At 62.7% G+C, this 20,896-nt stretch carries 18 protein-coding genes; 9 read left to right on the top strand and 9 right to left on the bottom strand.

Going from position 1 to position 20,896, the window contains the following annotated elements:
• Positions 1-8 precede the first annotated feature (8 nt).
• Positions 9-2,930, top strand: a complete 2,922-nt coding sequence (locus GJB56_RS27580; protein ID WP_021343022.1) for an MMPL family transporter — start codon at positions 9-11, stop codon at positions 2,928-2,930.
• Here the strand turns inward: GJB56_RS27580 and GJB56_RS27575 are convergent.
• Both GJB56_RS27575 and GJB56_RS27570 read right to left on the bottom strand, forming a co-directional pair.
• The gene (locus GJB56_RS27575) at positions 2,905-4,752 is read right to left on the bottom strand and encodes a DUF2339 domain-containing protein (protein WP_113682189.1); all 1,848 of its coding nucleotides are present in this window, start codon (positions 4,750-4,752) and stop codon (positions 2,905-2,907) included. The two genes, GJB56_RS27580 and GJB56_RS27575, sit on opposite strands and share 26 nt — an antisense overlap.
• A 138-nt stretch (positions 4,753-4,890) precedes the next feature.
• Positions 4,891-5,463, bottom strand: coding sequence for a TetR/AcrR family transcriptional regulator (locus GJB56_RS27570; protein ID WP_019747106.1), 573 nt, complete (start codon positions 5,461-5,463; stop codon positions 4,891-4,893).
• A 150-nt stretch (positions 5,464-5,613) separates the two neighbouring features.
• On the opposite strand from GJB56_RS27570, the gene GJB56_RS27565 reads away from it, so the two are divergent.
• Positions 5,614-6,141 (top strand): cupin domain-containing protein, encoded by a 528-nt coding sequence (locus GJB56_RS27565; protein ID WP_021333132.1) that lies wholly within the window; start codon positions 5,614-5,616, stop codon positions 6,139-6,141.
• A gap of 35 nt (positions 6,142-6,176) precedes the next feature.
• Positions 6,177-6,629 (top strand): MaoC family dehydratase, encoded by a 453-nt coding sequence (locus GJB56_RS27560; protein WP_021333131.1) that lies wholly within the window; start codon positions 6,177-6,179, stop codon positions 6,627-6,629.
• Positions 6,630-6,633: 4 nt separating this feature from the next.
• On the opposite strand, the gene GJB56_RS27555 is transcribed toward GJB56_RS27560, so the two are convergent.
• The 4 genes from GJB56_RS27555 to GJB56_RS27540 are packed head-to-tail and all read right to left on the bottom strand — an operon-like array spanning position 6,634 to position 10,426.
• Positions 6,634-7,353 carry a DUF1707 SHOCT-like domain-containing protein gene (locus GJB56_RS27555; RefSeq protein ID WP_029254571.1) on the bottom strand — a complete coding sequence of 240 codons (720 nt, stop codon included), beginning with the start codon at positions 7,351-7,353 and terminating at the stop codon, positions 6,634-6,636.
• A gap of 17 nt (positions 7,354-7,370) precedes the next feature.
• Positions 7,371-8,003, bottom strand: a complete 633-nt coding sequence (locus tag GJB56_RS27550) for a response regulator (RefSeq protein WP_047269712.1) — start codon at positions 8,001-8,003, stop codon at positions 7,371-7,373.
• A gap of 28 nt (positions 8,004-8,031) precedes the next feature.
• Positions 8,032-9,255, bottom strand: coding sequence for a MacS family sensor histidine kinase (macS, locus tag GJB56_RS27545; RefSeq protein WP_020906401.1), 1,224 nt, complete (start codon positions 9,253-9,255; stop codon positions 8,032-8,034).
• Positions 9,248-10,426 (bottom strand): AI-2E family transporter, encoded by a 1,179-nt coding sequence (locus GJB56_RS27540; protein WP_019747101.1) that lies wholly within the window; start codon positions 10,424-10,426, stop codon positions 9,248-9,250. The genes macS and GJB56_RS27540 overlap by 8 nt, the downstream gene beginning before the upstream one ends.
• 192 nt (positions 10,427-10,618) lie before the next feature.
• On the opposite strand from GJB56_RS27540, the gene GJB56_RS27535 reads away from it, so the two are divergent.
• Both GJB56_RS27535 and GJB56_RS27530 read left to right on the top strand, forming a co-directional pair.
• Positions 10,619-12,097 (top strand): adenylate/guanylate cyclase domain-containing protein, encoded by a 1,479-nt coding sequence (locus tag GJB56_RS27535; protein WP_003945952.1) that lies wholly within the window; start codon positions 10,619-10,621, stop codon positions 12,095-12,097.
• A gap of 9 nt (positions 12,098-12,106) precedes the next feature.
• On the top strand, positions 12,107-13,213 hold the full coding sequence (locus GJB56_RS27530; protein WP_113682188.1) for a lysylphosphatidylglycerol synthase transmembrane domain-containing protein: 1,107 nt from the start codon (positions 12,107-12,109) through the stop codon (positions 13,211-13,213).
• On the opposite strand, the gene GJB56_RS27525 is transcribed toward GJB56_RS27530, so the two are convergent.
• Entirely contained in the window at positions 13,210-13,890 is a 681-nt protein-coding gene (locus tag GJB56_RS27525; RefSeq protein ID WP_007734477.1) for a FadR/GntR family transcriptional regulator, read from the bottom strand. The genes GJB56_RS27530 and GJB56_RS27525 overlap by 4 nt on opposite strands.
• 163 nt (positions 13,891-14,053) lie before the next feature.
• Here GJB56_RS27525 and GJB56_RS27520 point away from each other — a divergent pair, with 163 nt between their 5' ends.
• The 4 genes from GJB56_RS27520 to GJB56_RS27505 all read left to right on the top strand — a co-directional run bounded on the left by GJB56_RS27520 (position 14,054) and on the right by GJB56_RS27505 (position 18,389).
• Complete coding sequence (locus GJB56_RS27520; RefSeq protein ID WP_113682187.1) at positions 14,054-15,790, top strand: 2-isopropylmalate synthase; 1,737 nt, start codon at positions 14,054-14,056, stop codon at positions 15,788-15,790.
• Positions 15,791-15,868: 78 nt separating this feature from the next.
• The gene (locus GJB56_RS27515; RefSeq protein ID WP_019747097.1) at positions 15,869-16,417 is read left to right on the top strand and encodes a YceI family protein; all 549 of its coding nucleotides are present in this window, start codon (positions 15,869-15,871) and stop codon (positions 16,415-16,417) included.
• 64 nt (positions 16,418-16,481) lie between these two features.
• The gene (locus GJB56_RS27510; RefSeq protein WP_030534655.1) at positions 16,482-16,859 is read left to right on the top strand and encodes a DUF3054 domain-containing protein; all 378 of its coding nucleotides are present in this window, start codon (positions 16,482-16,484) and stop codon (positions 16,857-16,859) included.
• Between the two features lie 57 nt (positions 16,860-16,916).
• Complete coding sequence (locus GJB56_RS27505) at positions 16,917-18,389, top strand: peptide MFS transporter (RefSeq protein ID WP_019747095.1); 1,473 nt, start codon at positions 16,917-16,919, stop codon at positions 18,387-18,389.
• A 6-nt stretch (positions 18,390-18,395) separates the two neighbouring features.
• Here the strand turns inward: GJB56_RS27505 and GJB56_RS27500 are convergent, their stop codons facing one another.
• A complete protein-coding gene (locus GJB56_RS27500; protein WP_113682186.1) occupies positions 18,396-19,133 on the bottom strand; it encodes a sulfite exporter TauE/SafE family protein in 738 nt (245 codons plus the stop codon).
• A 30-nt stretch (positions 19,134-19,163) separates the two neighbouring features.
• Complete coding sequence (locus tag GJB56_RS27495) at positions 19,164-20,843, bottom strand: NTF2-like N-terminal transpeptidase domain-containing protein (protein WP_020968573.1); 1,680 nt, start codon at positions 20,841-20,843, stop codon at positions 19,164-19,166.
• Positions 20,844-20,896: the final 53 nt, after the last annotated feature.

Genomic DNA, 20,896 nt, shown 5'->3' with positions numbered 1-20,896 from the left:
GTTGATCAGTGTTCGCCAGCTGGGGAAGCATCGTCTATCGAGCCCGCTTCACCGTCATCGCTGTCATGGTGGCGGGGCTCCTCGGGCTCGCTGCGTACGGCCTGAGCCTGCAGGATCATCTCAGCCAGAGCGGCTGGGACGATCCGGGGTCGGAATCGGTAGAGGCTGCAAAACTCGCTGACGGCACGTTCGGACGCAGCACGACGGGTGACGTTCTGGCGCTGTACACGGCGCCGGAGGGCAAGACCGTCGACGACCCCGAGTTCCAAGCGAAGGTCATCGACAATCTGCAGCGGCTCGTCGCCGACAACCCCGACCAGATCATGAAGATCAACGGCTCGTACTTCAAGGTCGACAACGGTCTCTCGGTGGCGGCCCTGGCGGACAAGACCAAGCAACACGCGGTCACCAGCATCGCGATCGCCGGCGACAACGACACCGCGGTGTCCAACAACTTCCGCGACGTCGAGTCGCAGTTCTACATCGACGGCGTCGACGTGCAACTCGCCGGCCTGCAACCTGTCGCGAATTCGCTCAACGACACGATGGCCAACGACATCAAGCGCATGGAAATGCTCGCGATTCCCGCCGTCGGTGTCCTGCTGTTCTTCGTCTTCGGTGGCGTCGTCGCTGCAGCCCTCCCGTTGATCGTCGGCGGTCTGACCGTCATCGGCGCCAACGGCATCATTCGACTGATCACCAACTTCACCGAGGTCAACGCGTTTGTTGCGCCCGTGGTCTCTCTGGTCGGCCTGGGTCTCGCGATCGACTACGGACTGTTCATCGTCAGCCGTTTCCGAGAAGAGATAGCCGAGGGGTACGACACCCCGACCGCAGTACGCCGAACGGTCATGACGGCGGGTAGAACGGTCATGTTCTCGGCGACCATGGTTGCCGTCAGCCTCGGCGGTCTGCTGTTGTTCCCGCAGGGCTTCCTCAAATCGGTGGCCTACGGCGCCATTGCGGCCGTCATGCTTGCCGCGATCTCGTCCATCACGATTCTTCCCGCGATTCTCGGCATTCTCGGCAAACGGATCGACGCGCTGACCTTCAAGAAACTGCGCCAGACCAAGACCAACGAGGAAATCGAGAACGGTTTCTGGGGCAAGCTCACCCGCTGGGTCATGCAGCATCCGCTCAAGGTCGCGGTCCCGATCGTCGCGGCTCTACTGCTGATGATCATTCCGCTGACGGGCATCAAGTTCGGCGGTATCAACGAGACGTACCTGCCCCCGGACAGCCCCACGCGTGTCGCGCAGGCGCAGTTCGACGAACTCTTCCCGGGCAATCGCACCGAGCCCGTTCGACTCGTCATCGAGGGAGCGGACAACACCACTCTCGGTCAGATTTCCAAGACCGCAAACGCTGCGCCGGGTCTGGTCGAGAAGTTCACCCCGGAGGTTGCGACCAAGGACGGTGTCAACGTCCTCAAAGCCGGTCTGACCGAGCGCAACGAGGCACGTCCCACCATCGACTATCTGCGATCCGCGGATTGGCCCGAGGGCACAACTGTGCTCGTCGGCGGTACTCCGGCCATCGAGCAGGACAGCGTCGATGCGTTGCTCGACCGTCTGCCGCTGATGGTCGTATCCGTCATCCTGCTGACGACGCTGCTGATGTTCTTGACGTTCGGTTCGCTCGTCCTGCCCATCAAGGCTGCGTTGATGAGCGCGCTCGGCCTGGGTTCGACGCTCGGAATCTTGACCTGGATCTTCATCGACGGCCACGGTTCCGGTCTGTTGAACTTCACGCCGGGACCGATCATGTCTCCCGTCCTGGTGTTGATCATCGCGATCGTCTACGGCCTGTCGACCGACTACGAAGTGTTCCTGCTCTCCCGCATGGTCGAAGCGCGAGCGCAGGGCGCGAGTACTACCGAATCCATCCGAATCGGCACGGCACATACCGGCCGGATCATCACCGCTGCCGCACTGATTCTGATCGTGGTCACCGGTGCATTCGGCCTGTCCGATCTGGTGATGATGAAGTACATCTCGTACGGCATGATCTCCGCGCTGATCATCGACGCCACACTGATCCGAATGTTCCTGGTCCCCGCGACCATGAAACTGCTCGGCGACGACTGCTGGTGGGCCCCGGCCTGGATGAAGCGGATCCAGCAGAAGATCGGGCTGGGTGAGCCGATCCTCGACAACGAGCTCGTGCTCGCAAACGTCCCGCAGATCGCGCCCGTCGGTGCGATCGCCGGACCGGGTCAGCCGCGCAAGATCGAAGCGGCCTCGCGGGTCATGCCGCCGCCTGCCCCGGCTGCACAGCCGGAAAGCGGACCTCGCGTTCCTGATCCCCTCACCGAGCCCATTCCGCTCAGCGAAATGACGATCAAGGCACCGAACACGGATACACCTGCCGCGGAGAAGCCGGCACCGCGACGTCGTCTCGATATCGGGAGTGCAGCCAGCGCGCCCCAGAACTTGATCGAGGCACCGGTCCCCAATCCTTCGTACCGACCGCAACCGAACACCACCGACAAGCGGAGAAACCCGACGCCCGCTGCGCCGGCCGAGCGTCCCATCGAGAGTTGGTTGTCGGACCTGCGGGCTCGGGAACAGACTCCCCCGGCCTCACGGCCGCTGCCGGTGGTGCGGACGCCTTCGCGTACTAACGGTTCGGCAAGCAGCGGTTCAGGTACCAACGGCTCGAGCCGGAATGGCTCTGCAAACGGTGCTACCAACGGTTCTGCAACAAATGGCGCTGCAACAAATGGCGCTGCAACAAACGGCTCGGCCCCGACCTCGGTGGAGGCGACCCCCCAGTCGCCGCCTCCACCGATCGCTCCGGAGCGTCGTCCCACCGAGCCCCGAGTCTCGGATGCCTCTGACGGCGACGACAACGCCACCGGCAGGCACCGACCTGACGACGCAGGCGCCATCAGTGTCAGCGAGCTCATCGCTCGCCAGAAGCGGAGCTGACCTGCTCCTGCTTGGCGAAGGCTCGTGCATAACGAGTCCCGACCAGCAGGAGCAGCAAGCCGACCACCAGGAAGGCAGCGCTGCGCACCAGCCCACTGAGCGTGGCCAGGTCGAAGAGGAACAGCTTGGCCACTGCCGCGCTGGTGAGAGCAAGACCAGCTCCGAGCAAAACGCGAGCATGCTGACGGTTGTTCAGGCCGAGCACCAGCGCTGACGTGGCGGCAAGCATCCAGACGATGGTTGCAACGCTGTGCCCGGCAACAAATCCGGTTGCACTGTCGAAGATTTCGACGCCGGATGAGACGAGCGCACACGTCACCGCGTAGAGGACACCAAACCCTGCGGCCGCCCATAGAACCGCTGCATTCGAATCGGCGATCAACTTCAGTCGGTGAATCGCCCACACCAGCATCACCAGTGCACCTATCGCCGTCAGGCTCGAGAGTGCCGTGATCGCACCGAGTTGCATGGATGCGGCACGGGCAGTCGTCAACGCTTCCGGCGGAACCGTCGTGAGGTATCCGATCGATCCGATTGCCGCAAAGGCGGTTCCGAGGGCGAAGACGAAGCGCGAACCTGCATACAGCGAGACTCCGAGGAAGATCATGCCGACGGTGAGGACCAGCGGTACGACCAGAGATTCCGTCGCCCCGGACAAGCAGCACAGCAACAATGCGAGAGCGCCGGTTGCGCACAGTCCGAATCGCAGTTGCGTCGGCAAAGGCTTGGCCGCCGCTGCAGCGGAAAGTAGTAGTGCCGCAGCAATTCCGTACAGCACTGCGGATTCGGTGCGCCCGAGCACGGCCCCGACGCTCATCAGCGGAAGGGACGAGACAACAAAGGTAGCGGTGGACCACGCCCCTGCTATGCCGTCATGCGAGGGCGAACCCCTCCACTGCACGGCCATCGCGCAGCCGGCCCCCACGATTGCAACCACGCCGGCACTGATCACCAATTGCACTGCACTGTTACCGGATTCGCTGAAGATTGCATTCGACGCTACCGCTACGAGCAGCGCGAGAACCACGGGTACGGTGCGCGCCATACCCAGGTACTTCCAGTCACGACCGAGCTGGGCGGAGAATGTCGCCGACTGGATCGCGAAGAGGAAACCGATGAGGGTCAACGATATTCCCGACGTCAACACGGGAGCCAGCACCGCTGCGCCCAGAACGATCATGAGTGCCAGTGATTCGGAATCCCATTTCACCGCCAAAGCAACCCCGGCCGCGGCAATCCCGAAGGCAATCACCACCGCGAGCGGCGTCGTCACCCAGCCGTAGAGAACCGAGGCAGCGACGACGTCGAGGTACATTCCCGCAAAACCTGTGGCGGCCAGAGCAATCGCTCCCACTTTGCCGCCTGGGCGTCCGTGGACCCGCACCCCGGCAAACACCAAGGCGCCGGAAAGGAGTGCGCCACCGAGCACCCGCAGCGGCGGTCCGAAGAATCCGGCCTGCGCTGCAAGTACCAGCAGCATCACGACGCCGATCAGTGTGACGGCAACACCGGCCGCGGCCAGGAGTCGACTGATGACACCGTCGCGTTGCCACCAGGGCTGGCGAGGTGCGGCAACCGGATACGTCGGCGGCTGCCAGGTGGGCACGTTCTGCTGAGGACGCATTGGCGGCATCTGTGGCGCCGGAGCTGCGGGTGCCGGAACTACCGGCATGGGCGGGGGAACAGTAGCCGAGGCCAGCTGAGTCTGCAGGATCGACAGGTTCTGGCCCATGTGGCGCAACTGCCGGCCGATGCTGTCGCACTCGGCCGAGAGGGCGGTCACCAGTCGCGGATCGACGGCGGGAGAGCTCGGTGTGGTCATGGCTACGAGCTTGCTGCGTGGCCGAGCCGATCAGATGAGTAGTACTACTCGATCAGCCTGGGGGAGTTCTCGTATTCAACTGAGGACACCTTCGACTGACGGCACCATCGACCGACTGCATCATCGACCGACAGGGAACTATCGCCGAGGCGCTGCATTCCGCAATCGTTCGGAGAGCAACCGACCCGAAGTGTGAAGCGGAGCGGGATCCTGACGCGCCCGAGCGAGGACAAGCGCGCCCTCGAGTGCGGACAAAGCGAGAATTGCCTCGGACTCTGCGTCTTCGCGGGACCAACCGTCGGCTTCGAGGCGCTGAGCCAGCAGCCCCAGCCACGAGTTGTACCCGTCCGCACAAGCACCACGGATGACCTCGGATTCGGTTGCGGCATCCAGTGTTGCCGTAGCCAGGGCGCATCCACGTTCGTAGTCCGAATCCGACAAACGCGCAGCCAGTGCGGCAGCAAATGCCGAGATCGCGGTGGCGGCATCGGGTGAGCTCTCCAGGAGATGCCGGATGAAATCGGCCATTGCCTCACCGCGTCGCCTCAGAGCCTCGCCTGCGAGTTCTTCCTTGCCACCGGGAAAGTGAAAGTACAAGGACCCCTTGGTGGTCGCGCTCGCCGAGAGCACTTCCGACACACCCGTTCCCGCGTACCCCTTCCGCTGCAACAAGTCGGCAGCGGCATCGACCAACAAATCCCTCGTAGACATAAGTTCAACATACCGATCAGTACACATATCGACAACACTTGAAGTGCATAAATAGCCAAAACCTTGCATCACTAGACCGATTGGTACATGATTCGAGAATCGAAACCGGAGCGCAGCCAACGACGCTCACGACGGCAAAGGACCAAATCGATGTCACCGAATTCCGCAAACCACACCACGACGACCGTCCTCGGGCCGGACGTAGATCTTGCCGGGACTCTCGCTTCCACCGGCGTCCGGATGATGGTTCGAAGCAAACAAACCGAGGGAGGATTCTCTCTTGTACAACACCGCATCGCTCCGCATTCGATGACCTCACCGGTCCATCGCCACAGCCGCGAAGACGAGTACACGGTGGTTCAAAGTGGCCGCGTCGCAGCGATGGTCGGAGACGAGGTCGTCTACGCGGAGACTGGCGCCATGATCTTCAAACCGCGTGGCCAGTGGCACGCCGTGTGGAATCCCGACGACGCTCCAGCACGGATTCTCGAAATCATCACGCCCGGAGGGATGGAAGACCTGTTCGAACTGATGCCGAAACTACTGGCCGAAGCAGGTTCCGCCGCGGAATCGGTTGCAGCGCGGGTAGAAGCAGATTTCGGGATCGAATTCGATCTCGTTGCCACCGCCGAGATCGCACAGACGCACGGTGTGGGATTCGGCATCGAAAGTCACTGACCGACTGCCAGCACCTACCGATCAAAGGAAGATTCATGCTTGTACTCACCGGAGCAGAAGACCTCAGCGCCAACCTGAACCAAGAGTTGGGCGTCAGCGACTGGCACGATGTCACGCAGGAGTCCATCGACGAGTTCGCCCGGGTCACCGGCGACGATCAGTGGATCCACGTCGATGAGGATCGCGCGAAGGAGTCACCGTTCGGTGGAACGATCGCACACGGCAACTACACGCTCTCACTCGGACCCATGTTCTCGTATGCGATGTTCTCGCTCGAGGGTTTTGCGTTTGCTCTCAACTGCGGATTCGACAAGGTCAGGTTGCCTGCTCCGCTTCCGGTTGGCTCTCGCGTCCGCATGCGTGCGACGTTGAGCAAAGTCGAACCGATCAATGGCGGCGTCCAGATCACGGTGACGCAGACATTCGAACGAGAACACGGTGACAAACCCGTGTGCGTCGCCGAGATGTTGACCCGCGCGTATCACTGAAAGGTCAGGAGCCGAACATCTTTCGGATCGTGGTACCGAAGGGATGCTTCGCGGTGACACTGCCGAATCGCACCTTGCCGTGCACCACCAGATGCAGCGGGCCCATCTGCGGGCCGGAACGAACCTTGTTCGACGCGCTTCCTCCGACTGCCTCGACACCGTTCATGTCCACCGTCGCCTCTTCGGGAACGATCAGTGAAATCGAACTGGCGTAGTCGTCGATCGAGATGTTCACGACCTGCGTCTGCATCACAGCGCGCGTGAAATCGATAGTCACACTGGACATTCTGGTATCGACCACGACAGCGGGAGGAACGATCCATGCGCCGTTTCGCGTCACCGTCGCCATTCGTCCACGAATCACGGCAGCATTTGCCGTTCCGTAGTTACCGACAACCGGAGCGCCGACGGGAGCGCGGTAAGGCGGGCTCGGGTGAACCGGCGGCGGTTGGGGTTGGTACGTCGGCGCAGGATACGGCTGGCCTTGGTACATCGGCTGACCTGCATTGGGATACGCGGGTGGGTCGTAGTCGGAGATCAGCGTGATGCCCGGAAGATCGGCGAGAACCGAGTTGAGCTCACCTCGCGTCTTTGCAGCCAAGGCAGTGTCCATGCGCTCGGTGAACTCACCGAGCGAGAGCATCCCTTGACCGACAGCTTTCTGCAGCAGCTCGCCGACGTGCTCTCGTTCGGCATCGGATACGCGTAGATTCCTGGCCTCCATGATTTCCAGGATAAACGTTATTCGAGACCTTGTTCTATTGCGTATCGCGTGAGCTCGACGCGATTGGCCAACTGAAGCTTCCGAAGCGTTGCCTGCACATGGTTTTCGACGGTCCGGTGGCTGAGCGAGAGCCTCGTGGCGATCTGTTTTGCGCTCAGCCCCTTGGCGACAAGACGGAGCACTTCGGTCTCACGGTCGGTGAGCCGAGGCAGCTCGGGTGCGCGATCGTCGGCCGGTGCCGTCGACATCCGGCGGTACTCGCCGAGCACCAATCCGGCGAGGCCGGGTGTGAAGACGGCTTGTCCGTCGAAAGTCGCTCGCACGGCCTCGAGAAGTTCCGCCACCGAAGCACTCTTGACCAGGTAACCCGACGCTCCGGCTTTGACCGCGTCGAGGACGTCGTCACGCTCGGCGGAGGCCGAAAGCACCAGTACCTTGCTCTTCGGCGAAACCTCGAGCACCGCGGTGGTGGCGTCGGCACCGTTTCCGTCCGGCAGGTTCATGTCCATCAGAACCACGGCCGGTTGCACGGCGGCGGCTCGGCGGCGCGCACTCTCGACACCCTCCGCCGTGGCGCTCACGGTGAAGCCCGCGGCTTCGAGGTCCCGGGAGACACCGTCGCGCCACATCGGGTGATCGTCGACGACCATCACCGTCACCGGATTCTCGCCCTTTTCGTCAGCCACGCTCACTCTTCCCCTTCGGAACGTTGATCTCCCATTCGGTGCCCTCCCCCGGCCCCGTTTGCAGGACTGCAGTTCCGCCGAGCACCTGTACTCGACCGAGAATGGACTTCGATACTCCCATGCGGCCTTCGGCCTCGGCCTGCGCCAAGCGACCTTCGGGGATTCCGACGCCGTCGTCGCGGACACTGACGATCACCTCGTCCGGCAGATCTTCGAGCAATACGTACGCCTTCGCCGCAGGACCGGCGTGAAGCCCGACATTGGACAGGGCATTGTCGACGATGGCTGCCAGTTCGATGGCTCGATCACGCTCGATCACGACGGGGTGCGCGGGCGTCGACACCGACACCGACGTGCTGGCCTGCGTGGTCAGCAGCGGACACAGATCCACTGTCTGTCCGCCGACATCTGCCGCGGCACCCGAAACCTGCTCGGAAATCAGCATTCTCAACGCGACCTCCTGCTCGCCTGCCAGCGCGGCCAGCTCAGCTGCCTCGCCGCCGAGTGCGGCTCCTCGCCGGCGCACCATCGCCAGAACCTGCAGGACACCGTCGTGTACTTCGCGTGCCAAACGTTCGCGCTCTTCGGTAGCCGCCGCCAGACGTACGGCCTGCTCGAGTTGTCGATGCGAGCGCCGAGCGGTGGTGGTGGCCAAGCCCAACGCCAGACCAACCGAGACGAGCACGGGAGCCGTCGCATCGCGCCAGAGGTCCAGGTTGACCTGGTCGCGGATGATCGCGCTGGCCGCCGAGATGACAACTCCGGACGCCATACCGAGCCACGGCCCGCCGAGAATTGCCGCGGAGATGACCGCGTTGGTGGCCCACAGCGTGGTGGGGAGCGTCTGGTGATTCTGATACCACTCGTGGTCGGAGACCAGCCTCGTCGACGCCATCAGCAAGATGACGACCACCTGATCGGCGATCACCACCTGGTACCTCGGAAGCGTCTTACCGAACAGAGCACCGGAAGTTCCGAGCAACAGCGCCGACACCCCGGTCCACACGGCCATCAGAGCGACGAAGAACCAGCTGAGCCGGGAGTTGGTGTAGTCGGAGGCCGAAGCGAACTGGTAGCTGATCGCGTACACCAGCGTGACGAGGCGAAATGCCTGCGCCGCCCGCCACAGCGGGGCATCAGGGTCGGTGTCGACGCCCGACGCCTCGCGAACGGTCGGCTGATAGTGCAGCCGGCGACGGCGGGTGGGCTCAGTCATCGGGAGGAGTGGGGTTCACGATGCGAGGCTCGGCGCGCGGCTCGTCGGGTTCGGCGGGGAACAGTGGGGTCTCCGGATCTTCGACGTGCAGTTCGGCGTACGCGATGTCCGGGTCGTCGGCGAGGAGGGAACGAATGGCGGTATTCAGGACCGCGACGATCGGAACAGCCAAGAGCCCGCCGACGATTCCGGCGAGGACGATGCCCGTTGTAATGGCGAGAACGACTGCCAGCGGATGCAGGCGAACAGCGCGACCCAACAACAGCGGTTGCATCACGTGCGCTTCGAGCTGCATGACGCCGATGATGATGCCGAGGACGATCAGTGCCGTCAGGAAACCCTTCGTGACCAGAGCGACAAGCACCGCGAGAAAACCGGTCAGAAATGCACCGACGATCGGGATGAACGCGCCGATGAACACCAACGACGCCAGCGGCAGGGCGAGCGGCACCCCGAGAATCGCCAGGCCGGCACCGATACCGATCGCGTCGGCGGCGGCAACCGCGACCGTGGCCCGCACGTAACCGATCAGCGACCCGAAACCTGCAGAACCGGCGATCCGCACGCGACGACGAGCGTCGGTGGGAACGATCCGGGTGACGAACTGCCAGATCTGGTCGCCGCCGTAGAGGAAGAAGATGAGAGTGAACAGCGTCAGCAATGCCCCGGTGAAGATCTCGCCGATGACCGTCGCTGTGGTCAAGGCGCCGCTGGTCAGGGACTCACGATTGGATTGCACCGACTTGACGACCGAATCACCAGCCTGGCGGATCTGGTCCTCACTGAAATGCAGCGGTCCGCTGGTGAGCCAGTTCTGAATCTGCGTGACGCTGGCCGTGAACTGGTCGGTGAGCTGGGGCAACCCGTCGATGAACTGCTCGACGACAAACGTCATGATTCCCGCGACCAGTCCGATCGAGGCAAGCAGAACGACGATCACAGCTGCCGAGCGAGGAACTCCCCACACCTGTAGCCGATCGACAACCGGAATCAACAGAGCCGATGCCAGTAGAGCCAGCCCCACCGGGATGAGCACGGTCTCGAGGCGCAGAACCACATATCCGAGAACCAGTAGCCCGGCAAAGATCACGATGAGGCGCCACGACCATTCCGCCGCGATGCGCACGCCCGGGTGCACCGCCCGAGCGTCGGCGGAGATGGGTTTGTTCATCCTCGAAGCTCGCTCCGCACGCCCCCTGTTTGCGTTCACCTCGCGAGCCTAACCGGACCGGCCGACACAGGTGAGCGGACCAATAATCGGACGCGCGTACCAACACTTCGAGCTCTGCCAGCTAAATTGAACCCTGTGCGGGCCTCATACAGAGCAATAGCGGTGACCATCCGCAGCCGGTGGCCCCTCTATATGCTCTCCATGCTCGCAGCCAATCTGATCGGCGCGGTGCTGGTCTTTGCCTTCGTCCGGTACGGCGTTCCGATCCAAGAGTCCGACGCGATAGTTGCCGACCGTGTCCGCAACTTCGCGATCTTCGGCGTTTACCTGGCATTCGCCGGTGCCGTCAGCCTCACCGCGGCGGCAATGATGTTGAAGTCGGTCATCCGTTGGCGGCTGCGCGGTGGTCCTCCGACGAGGTCCGAGCAGATGGCGGCACTTCACGCGCCGCTTCGCCAGGCCATCGTCCACCTGGTGCTGTGGATTCTGGGCGGCATCATCTTCGTGTTCCTGACCATCACCGAGATGCCAGGACTCGCGATCGCGGTGATCGTGACGGTCTGTATGGCCGCGACCACGACCTTCGGGTTCACCTACATGCTCGGTGAGCGCATTTTGCGTCCGGTCGCCGCCCAGGCCTTGAGTGAGGGTGAATTCGATCGGACCATGGCGCCGGGCGTCGGAACCCGGCTGGCGATGACCTGGGGTCTCGGCACGCTGATGCCCGTCGCAGGCATCATCTTGCTGTGCTCGACGCAGCTCACGACCGATCTCGAGTTCTCCCCCGACTCACTCGCGTGGGCGATCCTGCTCATCTCGATCATGGCGATCGTGCAGGCCTTTGCACTGTCGATGCTGACGGCTACTCAGATCTCCGATCCGATCCGACAACTGCGACGCGCCATCGAGCGAGTGCAGCGCGGCGCCACCGACGTACGCGTCGAGGTGTTCGACGGCAGTGAGATCGGCCGACTACAGGTCGGATTCAACCGCATGATGAAAGAGTCCGACGAGCGTCGCCTGCTGCGTGAGCTCTTCGGCCAGCACGTCGGCGAGGACGTGGCCCGCCGCGCGCTGAAGTTCGGTACCGAGCTGGGCGGCGAAACTCGATTCGTGGCAGTTCTCTTCGTCGACATGGTCGGGTCAACCGGTGCCGCGGCCGAGCGCCCGCCGGGCGAAGTGGTAGAGCTGCTCAACGAGTTCTTCCGTGTGGTCGTCGACGTCATCGATCGCCACCACGGTTTTGTCAACAAGTTCATGGGAGATGCGGCACTCGCCATCTTCGGTGCACCACTCGATCGACCCGACGCTCCGACGGCAGCTCTCGCGGCGGCTCGCGAGCTGCGGTTCAAGCTCAACGACATCACCGGCCTGGACGTCGGTATCGGTGTGAGCGCGGGGCTCGCGGTCGCCGGCAACATCGGTGCTGCCGAACGTTTCGAGTACACCGTGATCGGCGATCCGGTCAACGAAGCATCACGGCTCACCGAGCTCGCGAAACTTCGGCCCAGCCGGGTGCTGGCGTCGACGAGCGCGCTGTATTTCGCCGACGAAGAGGAACAGGCCGAGTGGGAACTCGGCGAGCAAGTCCAACTGCGTGGGCGCCGACGACTGACGCATCTGGCGTGGCCCGAAAAGTATCCAGAGGTCGATCCGGATCAAATTGGTTAGGGTGAGTCGATGGCTCAGCCTGGAAACACCCCACGGCGACTGAGACGACCACGCTCGCCCGTGGCCGAGACCAGTCGGGCCAGAGGGCGCTTCTGGTGGCTGAAGTGGGTGCTCGGGGTGGCTCTGATCGCTCTTCTGATCGTCGAGGGAACCATCCTGTGGCCTCGTCTCAACGAGTACTGGCAAGCTCTCACCGAAATCCATTGGGGTTGGGTGGCTGCCTGTGTAGCCGCCCAGGCGGTGTCCCTCAGTGGTTACGCGTCAGTTCAGCAGCGCCTTCTCAACGCGGCAGGTGTTGTCGCCGGTCACCTCAAGAACCTCTCGGTCATCTACGCCAGCACAGCGATGGCGTTGACGTTGCCTGCCGGCCAAGTCTTCTCGACAGCGTTCACGTACAAGCAGACTCGAAAGTGGGGGGCGACGCCGGTAGTCGCGTCCTGGCAGTTGGCAATGTGCGGTGTCATCGCCGCCGCGACTCTGGCACTACTCGGGGCTACCGGCGCAGTAGCGTTCGGTACCAAGGTCAGCCCGGTGACGCTGACGATTTCGCTCGTCGGCATGGCAGCACTGTTTCTGGCGTTGCGATACGTAGCCCAGAATCCCGGCAGCATCGAGCGCATCGGGCACCGAGTTCTGGCGCTGTACAACCGTTCTCGCAAGAACCCAACCGGGCGTGGTATGCACCGTTGGTCCGAAATCCTCAAGCAACTGGATTCGGTCGAGCTCAGCCGCACCGACTCGGTCATCGCATTCGGGTGGTCGGCGATCCATCGTGCCGCCGATGTCGCTTGTTTGGGTTTCGCATGCTGGGCGGTGGGCGCGGAACCCTCCTTTGCTGGGCTCCTGATTGCCTTTACCGCCGCCAAAGCAGTCGGCAGTATTCCGTTTTTTCCCGGTGGGCTGGGCTACGTGGATACGGCCCTGATCGCAGCGCTGACGTTCGCCGGGGTCAGCGGAGCTCAGGTATTCGCGTCGGTGTTGGTGTATCGGGTGGTCAGCCTCGTTATGGTCGCTGTCGCCGGTTGGATCGTCTTCTTGATCACTTTCCGCGCCACTCACCACGAAGACCTCGCGATGGACCTCGAATTCGAACGCCGAGAACAACCCGGCGTCTAACGTCGCAACGCTGCCGCCATGTCGTCGAGGTGTGCCCGGCTGATCCGTACCGCTGCCTCCGCGTCACCGGCTTCGATGGCGTCCACCAACATTCGATGCTCGTCCGCATCCGGCTGACTGTGTGGATGCAGGTCCAGAACCGCGATCAACTCGATCAACGCGGCCCGCAGACGCGGCACAAAAGTCTCGAAGAGTTCCGACAGCACGGGATTGTGGGCCGCATCCACCACTGCCCGGTGGACGGCGATATCGGCGTCGACAAACGCTGCGTCTCCAGAGTGCGCGGCGGCAGTTCTACCGTCCAACGCCTGCCGCAGAGCCGCGACGTCAACGGCATCGCGGCGCTGCGCCGCCAGCCGAGCCGCTTCGATCTCGACCGCATTTCGCACCTCGACGACATGAAGAATCGCCTCGGCTTCGAGCACGCGCGGCCACTGATCCGGAGGCGTCGTACTCCGTAGGAAGACGCCGGCACCCTGTCTCGATTCGAGCATGCCGAGGCCCGCGAGGGTCCGCACCGCTTCCCTGATGGTGGACCGACCGATACCCAACTGCGCAGCCAAAGTGGTTTCACCTGGAAGTTTGGCGCCGACTTCCCATTCACCGCTCACGATCCGCGCTCGCAGCAACTCCGCAGCCTGGTCGGTGAGCAGCCGACGCTCGACGATCGGTGACACGTGAACTCCTCAGGTTGTCTGATAAGTGATTTCGTTCTAGTGTAGCCCGCATGGCTACAGGAGCACTCCTTCTCGACTGCCGCGGCGGGGCCTGACAGACCGGCACCCCTCCGCGGGGTTTCGCCATGCCGGTCTCTCGACTCGACCGCAGGAGAAACCGAAGATGAGTACTACCCGCGCCAACCGCTGGAACAACCAGAAGCCGTCACCCATGCCGTCCGAGCGCTATCGCGCCGCGTGGGATCGCGTCGACATTCCGACTTTCGACCGAACGTGGCCGTCCAATCGCACCACCGCGGCGCCCCTGTGGGTGCCTGTCGATCTGCGTGACGGCAATCAAGCCCTCGCAGAACCGATGGACCCGGAACGCAAGCGCCGAATGTTCGAACTGATGGTGGCGATCGGCTACAAGGAAATCGAGGTCGGCTATCCCTCTGCGAGCCAGACCGATTTCGATTTCGTTCGCGACCTGGTGCGGTTCGATCTCGTTCCCGACGACGTCACCATCGTCGTATTCACCGCCGCGCGTAAGGATTTGATCGAACGGACGTACCAGTCGATCGAGGGACTGCCGAACGCGGTCGTCCACATGTACACCGCGACTGCGCCGACGTGGCGAAACGTGGTTCTCGGCAAGGAGCGAGAAGAGCTGCACGACATGATTTTCCGCGCGGCACAGGACGTGGCCCGTGGCGGCGAAGGCCACGACGGGTGGCGATTCGAGTTCTCCCCCGAGGTCTTCAACCTCACCGAACCCGATTACATCCTGCAGGTCTGCAACAGCCTCACCGAACTCTGGGACGCCAGTCCCGATCGCCCGGTCATCCACAACCTGCCTGCCACAGTCGAAATCGCCACCCCCAACATCTATGCCGACCAGATCGAATACATGCACCAGAACCTGGCCCGACGCGATTCGGTGATTCTCTCGGTCCACCCGCACAACGACCGCGGCACCGGGGTTGCATGTGCCGAACTGGCAGTACTGGCCGGAGCGCAGCGCGTCGAGGGATGCCTGTTCGGCAACGGCGAGCGCACGGGCAACGTCGACCTGGTCACGCTGGGGCTGAATCTGCATGCACAGGGCGTCGATCCGGAAATCGACTTCTCCGACATCGACAAGATCCGTCGAACGGTGGAGTACTGCAACAGAATTCCCGTCCACGAGCGCCACCCGTACGGCGGCGATCTCGTGTACACGGCATTTTCCGGAACCCACCAGGATGCGATCAAGAAGGGCTTCGCCCATCACTACGAGAGTGCGGAGGCTGCCGGCGTCGATCCGGGATCGGCGCCGTGGGCAGTCCCCTATCTGCCGATCGACCCCGCCGACGTCGGCCGCGATTACCAGGCGGTGATTCGTGTGAACAGCCAGTCGGGCAAAGGCGGAATCGCTTATCTGTTGCAGACCGAGTACGGGGTCGAACTCCCCCGGCGCCTGCAAATCGACTTCGCCTCGCGAGTGCAGCTCGAAACCGACGACTCGGGCACCGAAATGACCGCCGACCAGCTGTGGAAACTGCTGCTGCGCGAGTACGGGTACAACGGAGGAGTGCGTCGGTACTCACTGGAACACACCGCCGACGGTGATCAGTTGTTCATCGCCATTGATCGCGACGGACGCGAGGTCACCGCCGCCGCGAGTGCGTCCGGGCCGGTCGAGGCATTGAGCAAGATCCTGACGGAACAGGGCTCGGACGTCGAGGTCGTCTCGCTCACCCAGCATTCACTGCCCCGCAACCCGGAGTCTTCCGGTAGTGCGAATTCGGCAGTCACCATCGCAGAATGCGTGGTGAACGGCGAAGGGCGCTGGGGCATTGCGGTGCATCAGTCGGTGACAGCGTCGGCGCTTCACGCGGTCTATGCCGCCAGTACGCAAACTGTGATGCAGCTCACATGATCTTGCGGAAGGATTTCCAGGGGTCCATAGTTGAAGCTACAAGAACTTGAACATTCAACTACTTATTCAGGAGCTTCCATGACCACCGCAACCTTGCCCACATTGACCGCCGGAACCTGGGTCATCGACACCGTCCACTCCACTGTCGGATTCTCGGTTCGCCACCTCATGGTTTCCAAGGTTCGTGGAACGTTCGACGAGTTCTCGGGAACGATCACCGTTGCCGAAGACGGAACCCCCGCCGTCGAGGCCGAGATCTCCGTGGACTCCATCAACACCAAGAACGAGCAGCGCGACGGCCACATCAAGTCCGCTGACTTCTTCGACGTCGAGAAGTTCCCGAAGGCCACCTTCAAGTCCACCGCAGTGCGCTCCAAGGGCAGCGACTTCGTCCTCGCCGGCGACTTCACGCTCCACGGCGTCACCCGCGAGGTCGAGCTGAACCTCGAGTTCAACGGCGTCAACCCGGGCATGGGCCAGGGCCCCGTCGCCGGATTCGAAGCCACCACCGTCATCAACCGCAAGGACTTCGACATCTCCATCGAGATGCCCCTCGAAGGCGGCGGAGCAGTTGTCGGCGACAAGATCACGATCACCCTCGAGATCGAAGCCGGCCTCCAGGCTTAACAGCACTGTGCGCCTTTATTAACCGCCCGCGGTTAATAAAGGCGCACAGTCGTATGGTGTGAGCGTGAAGAAGTACGCACCATTCCTGCTGATCGACGCCATTCTTGTCATAATCTTCTGCGCGATAGGGCGCCGTACCCACGAAGAAGCCAATGCGCTCGCCGGTCTGGCGAAGACATCGTGGCCCTTCCTGACCGGCCTGGTGATCGGATGGGCTGCCACGTTCGCGCTGTACCGCGACAAGTTCAACGCCGTTCTCCTTCTTCCCACCGGCATTGTCGTTTGGCTCGGCGCCGTCGTCATCGGCATGATCCTGCGAGTGTTGAGTGGCCAGGGCACCCAATTCAGCTTCATCGTCGTCGCGACGCTGGTCCTCGGCGCGTTCCTTCTCGGTTGGCGCGCACTCGCTCCGCTGGTAGCGAGGATCCGCACCAAGTCGTAACCAAACTCCACGGCTCGGAACCACCCGAAATGCCCGAGCACGTAGGACACTTTTCGAATGAGTAACACTACGGAGCCCGTCGAACGTAGCGAGAAAGAAGACCGGGGGTTCTTCGGCCAACCCTTTGCGCTGGCGAACCTGTTCGGCGTCGAGATGTGGGAGAGATTCTCCTTCTACGGGATGCAAGGCATCCTCATCTACTACCTGTACTACAGCGTCAGCGACGGCGGCCTCGGCATCAGTCAGGCGGCAGCGACCAGCATCGTCGGCGCATACGGCGGCACCGTCTATCTGTCGACGATTCTCGGCGCGTGGGTGGCCGACCGACTTCTCGGCTCCGAGCGCACGCTCTTCTACAGCGCTTCGCTGGTGATGGCCGGCCACATCGCCTTGTCGGTTCTTCCTGGCATGTGGGGTGTGGGTGTCGGCCTGGTCATGGTCGCCTTCGGCAGCGGCGGCTTGAAGGCCAATGCGACCTCTCTGGTCGGAGACCTATATTCCGAACAGGACAATCGCCGCGACGCCGGATTCTCCATCTTCTACATGGGCATCAACATCGGCGGTCTTGTCGGTCCACTGCTCACCGGAGCCGTCCAGGACGCCTGGGGATTCCACGCCGGTTTTGCTCTCGCCGCCGTCGGCATGGCTCTCGGCCTGATCCAGTACACGCTGGGTCGGAAGCATCTTCACGGAATCGGAGCCGAGCCCGGCAACCCGTTGCCTGCAGACAAGCGCGCGCTCTACATCGGGATCGGCATTGCCGCGATCGTCGTCGTCGCGGTCGCCTCGATCACCGGTTTGATCACCGCGGACAACATGTCCGACGTCGTTGTCGGACTCACGATCGTCGCTTCGGTCGGTTACTTCCTCCTCATGCTCACCAGCAAGAAGGTGACCAAGGTCGAACGCAGTCGAGTCTTTGCGTTCATCCCGATGTTCATTGCGAGCGCGGCCTTCTGGTCGCTGTTTCAGCAGCAGTTCACCACCGTGCCGGTGATCTCCGACAAACTCCTGGACCGCAATCTCTTCGGTTGGGACTTCCCGCCGACGTGGGTGCAGTCGATCAATCCGGTGTTCATCATCATCTTTGCCGGTGTGTTTGCAGCGATGTGGACAAAACTCGGTGACCGTCAGCCGTCGTCGCCGATCAAGTTCGCGCTCGGTACCGGCACGATGGGTCTGGCGTTCCTGGCATTCATCCCGATCACCGGTGGCGGACCGAACAGTGCACCGCTCCTCGGCCTTGCCGGAGTGCTTCTGCTCTTCACCTTCGCGGAACTCTTTCTGTCCCCCGTCGGCCTTTCCCTTGCAACCAAACTCGCGCCCGAGCATTTCCACACCCAGATGGTGGCGTTGTTCTTCTTGTCCGTTGCATTGGGTTCTTCGATGGCGGGAACCTTGGCCGGTTACTTCGACATCGACGACAGTCGTCCGTTCTTCCTGATCATCGGTTTCTCGTCAATCGGAATCGGAGTACTTCTTGCTCTTGCCTCACCCTGGATCAAGAAGCTGATGCAGGGCGTGAAGTAGGCGGTCTCACTTCACCCACAACCACAGAGCCAGCACGAATCCCGCTATCGCTACTGCCACTCGCAGTACCGATGGCGGGATTTTCTTGACTACGGGCGGGCCACACCAACCTCCGGCCAACGCTCCGAGCGCCATCGCCAACGCGGCCACCCAATGCACTTGTCCGGAGAAGGCGAAGATGAGTGCAGCCACAAGATTGGCAATGCCGAGAAAGAAGCTCTTCAGGATCGTTGCACGCCACACCGTTTCGGAAGTGAGGATGAGCGTCGCGGCCAGGAAGATGACGCCGGCACCGGCACCGAAATAGCCGCCGTAGACCGCGACGGCAAACAGTGCGGCCGAGTAGATTCCGGGACGGTCACCGCCGCCGGACAACTCACGAATCTTCGGTTGCAGTAGCAACGCGAGCGAGGCGAACACAACCATTGCCGGCACGACGGATTCGAACGAACCTTCCGGTGCCAGCCACAGAATCAGGGAACCGATGATGCCGCCGGCAGCCGAATAGAGAGACCAGCGAACAAGTTTCGGACCCGTGTCGGCAACTTCACGGGACGAGTTCGCCAATGCGCCGACGCCGACGGCCACCAACGCGACGGTATTGGTCATGTTCGCGCTGACCGGCGAGAGCCCGACGCTCAGCAGCGCCGGATACGAAACGATCGATGCGAGACCGGTGACAAAACCGACTAGACCGCTGAAGAATCCCGCTACGACGAGGAAAAGGAAATCGAGCAGGTTCACGAACCAGGAATCTACCCGCGGTGCCTGGTACTACTTGTCGGCAGGCTTGCCGAGTTCCTGGAAGAGCTTGTCCGTCATCTGCATTGCTCGATCGCCGCCGTCGGCGTCTGCGACGAACACTGCAAACGCGAAGTCTCCGCGCGATCCGTAGAACCAGCGATCGTCACCGCTCGCTGCACCGGCCGCCATCATGTCCGGGTACCCGGCCAGTCCGCCGGCCCCTCGCATGGCGTCGCGCAGACGATTGTTGACGTCGCCGGGCAATGCCGTCGGTGTGACGTCGGCGGTAGCCGGTTGTCCGAATACCATCATCGGCAGCGGGGCACTGCCGCGGGCGATCGATGCCGCGAGCATCGCCATTCCGAACGGTGTCACTGTCGGCGCGTCCGCGTCGTTGGACGTCTTGTTGGCCATGACGTTGTTCATCGCCTGGTCCACGCCGGGGCGGTTCGCGGCAAGTACTGCCGTCTGCTGATCGAGTCCCTGAATGTGGAAGCCGTTGCCGAGCCCGAGTTGCTGCCCGGTGTCGGCCAACTGTTCGGGTGACACAGATCCGGGGTCGACGCCGTTCTGCATCGACGATGCGAGGCGAACCAGATCGAGGGCGCCGCCGGCCGGGCGCAACCCGGTGAATGCGATCGGGCCCTGTTCGATGGCCTGATTGTTCTGTGCTGCAGCCAGAATGGCGCCGTCCGACGGACGGATCGCGACGATGGCGGCGGGAGTACCTGCACTGACGACGGCTTCGATTGCAGCGAGTTGAGCGTGCGAGTCGAGGGTTGCGGCGACGTCGGGGCCGGGAGGTCCTTGGAAGCCGGCTTGTTTGATCGGGAATCCGTTGGACTCCACCAGGTTGACCGCCCAACCGGCGGTGGCGTCGCGATTGGCCTGCCACACGGTCCGCAGCGGGTCCAGGAGCGGCGAGTTGATACGACGATCGGAGGCGATCAGCTTGGGTGTCTTGACCACGACGACGCCGGGGATCGCAAAATCGCTTTCCAGGTACGCGTAGTCGGGATCGCGGAGCAGTACGGCGGTGACGGGCTTGCCCGGGTTGGCCGCGAGGTCGGCCAGCATCGACTCCGAGGTCACCAACGGTGCGACGGGCTCGAGAACTGCGGCGAGGCGACGAGTGGTGTCGACGGGGTCCGGCATGGTCGCCGGGTCGAGAGTGATCGCGTTGATGGTCTGCTCGTTCATGAGCAGGGTGCCCGTGCTGTCGACCACCTTCGGGGGCGCTGCGTCGGTGCGGGTGTACGAGACGGTGCGCCCGTTTCCGAGGTCGGGAACCAGGACTGACGGGTCCCAGGACACCCGCCAGCCGACGGAAAGATCGCGAACCTCGCCCTGCGACTGGTAGCTCCAGTCCTTGCCTTCGCCGAAGTTCCAGGACGCGTCGAGGGTGAAGAGTCCGGAGTCGCTACCCAGATCCATGACCTGAGCGACGTCGAAGTCGGTGGACTTGGCGGCCAGTCCGTCGAACATCTGCTGGATCGAGGGGCGGGCTGCGTTGGGGTACGACGTGAGCGCCGCAGCAGCTTCGGCGTCGTGGTTGTTGAGGGCGGTGACGAAGTCTTCCACCACCGAAGCGGCGTCGGTTTTCTTCTCCCCACCGATGACACATGACGCGAGCGCCACTGTCAGAACGACAGCAGTTATCGAAGCAACGACATATTTTCCACGACGGTTGTGCTGTCCTCCGGGCCCCATGCATGTAACTCTTTACTTCTGTCACACGAGTAACAAGCACGGGATGCCTACGA

This window comes from Rhodococcus sp. AQ5-07, assembly GCF_009707305.1.
In the GTDB taxonomy this organism is placed as follows: domain Bacteria; phylum Actinomycetota; class Actinomycetes; order Mycobacteriales; family Mycobacteriaceae; genus Rhodococcus_F; species Rhodococcus_F erythropolis.
This window is presented reverse-complemented; position numbering and strand designations above follow the sequence as displayed.

Bases quoted from the DNA above. Each gene is read 5' to 3' on its own strand.
- GJB56_RS27575 (WP_113682189.1), bottom strand. From the start codon at position 4,752: ATGACCACACCGAGCTCTCCCGCCGTCGATCCGCGACTGGTGACCGCC.
- GJB56_RS27515 (WP_019747097.1), top strand. From the start codon at position 15,869: ATGACCACCGCAACCTTGCCCACATTGACCGCCGGAACCTGGGTCATC.
- GJB56_RS27570 (WP_019747106.1), bottom strand. From the start codon at position 5,463: ATGTCTACGAGGGATTTGTTGGTCGATGCCGCTGCCGACTTGTTGCAG.
- GJB56_RS27530 (WP_113682188.1), top strand. From the start codon at position 12,107: ATGGCTCAGCCTGGAAACACCCCACGGCGACTGAGACGACCACGCTCG.
- GJB56_RS27495 (WP_020968573.1), bottom strand. From the start codon at position 20,843: ATGGGGCCCGGAGGACAGCACAACCGTCGTGGAAAATATGTCGTTGCT.
- GJB56_RS27565 (WP_021333132.1), top strand. From the start codon at position 5,614: ATGTCACCGAATTCCGCAAACCACACCACGACGACCGTCCTCGGGCCG.
- GJB56_RS27550 (WP_047269712.1), bottom strand. From the start codon at position 8,003: ATGGTCGTCGACGATCACCCGATGTGGCGCGACGGTGTCTCCCGGGAC.
- GJB56_RS27540 (WP_019747101.1), bottom strand. From the start codon at position 10,426: ATGAACAAACCCATCTCCGCCGACGCTCGGGCGGTGCACCCGGGCGTG.
- macS (WP_020906401.1), bottom strand. From the start codon at position 9,255: ATGACTGAGCCCACCCGCCGTCGCCGGCTGCACTATCAGCCGACCGTT.
- GJB56_RS27560 (WP_021333131.1), top strand. From the start codon at position 6,177: ATGCTTGTACTCACCGGAGCAGAAGACCTCAGCGCCAACCTGAACCAA.
- GJB56_RS27555 (WP_029254571.1), bottom strand. From the start codon at position 7,353: ATGGAGGCCAGGAATCTACGCGTATCCGATGCCGAACGAGAGCACGTC.
- GJB56_RS27505 (WP_019747095.1), top strand. From the start codon at position 16,917: ATGAGTAACACTACGGAGCCCGTCGAACGTAGCGAGAAAGAAGACCGG.
- GJB56_RS27535 (WP_003945952.1), top strand. From the start codon at position 10,619: ATGCTCTCCATGCTCGCAGCCAATCTGATCGGCGCGGTGCTGGTCTTT.
- GJB56_RS27520 (WP_113682187.1), top strand. From the start codon at position 14,054: ATGAGTACTACCCGCGCCAACCGCTGGAACAACCAGAAGCCGTCACCC.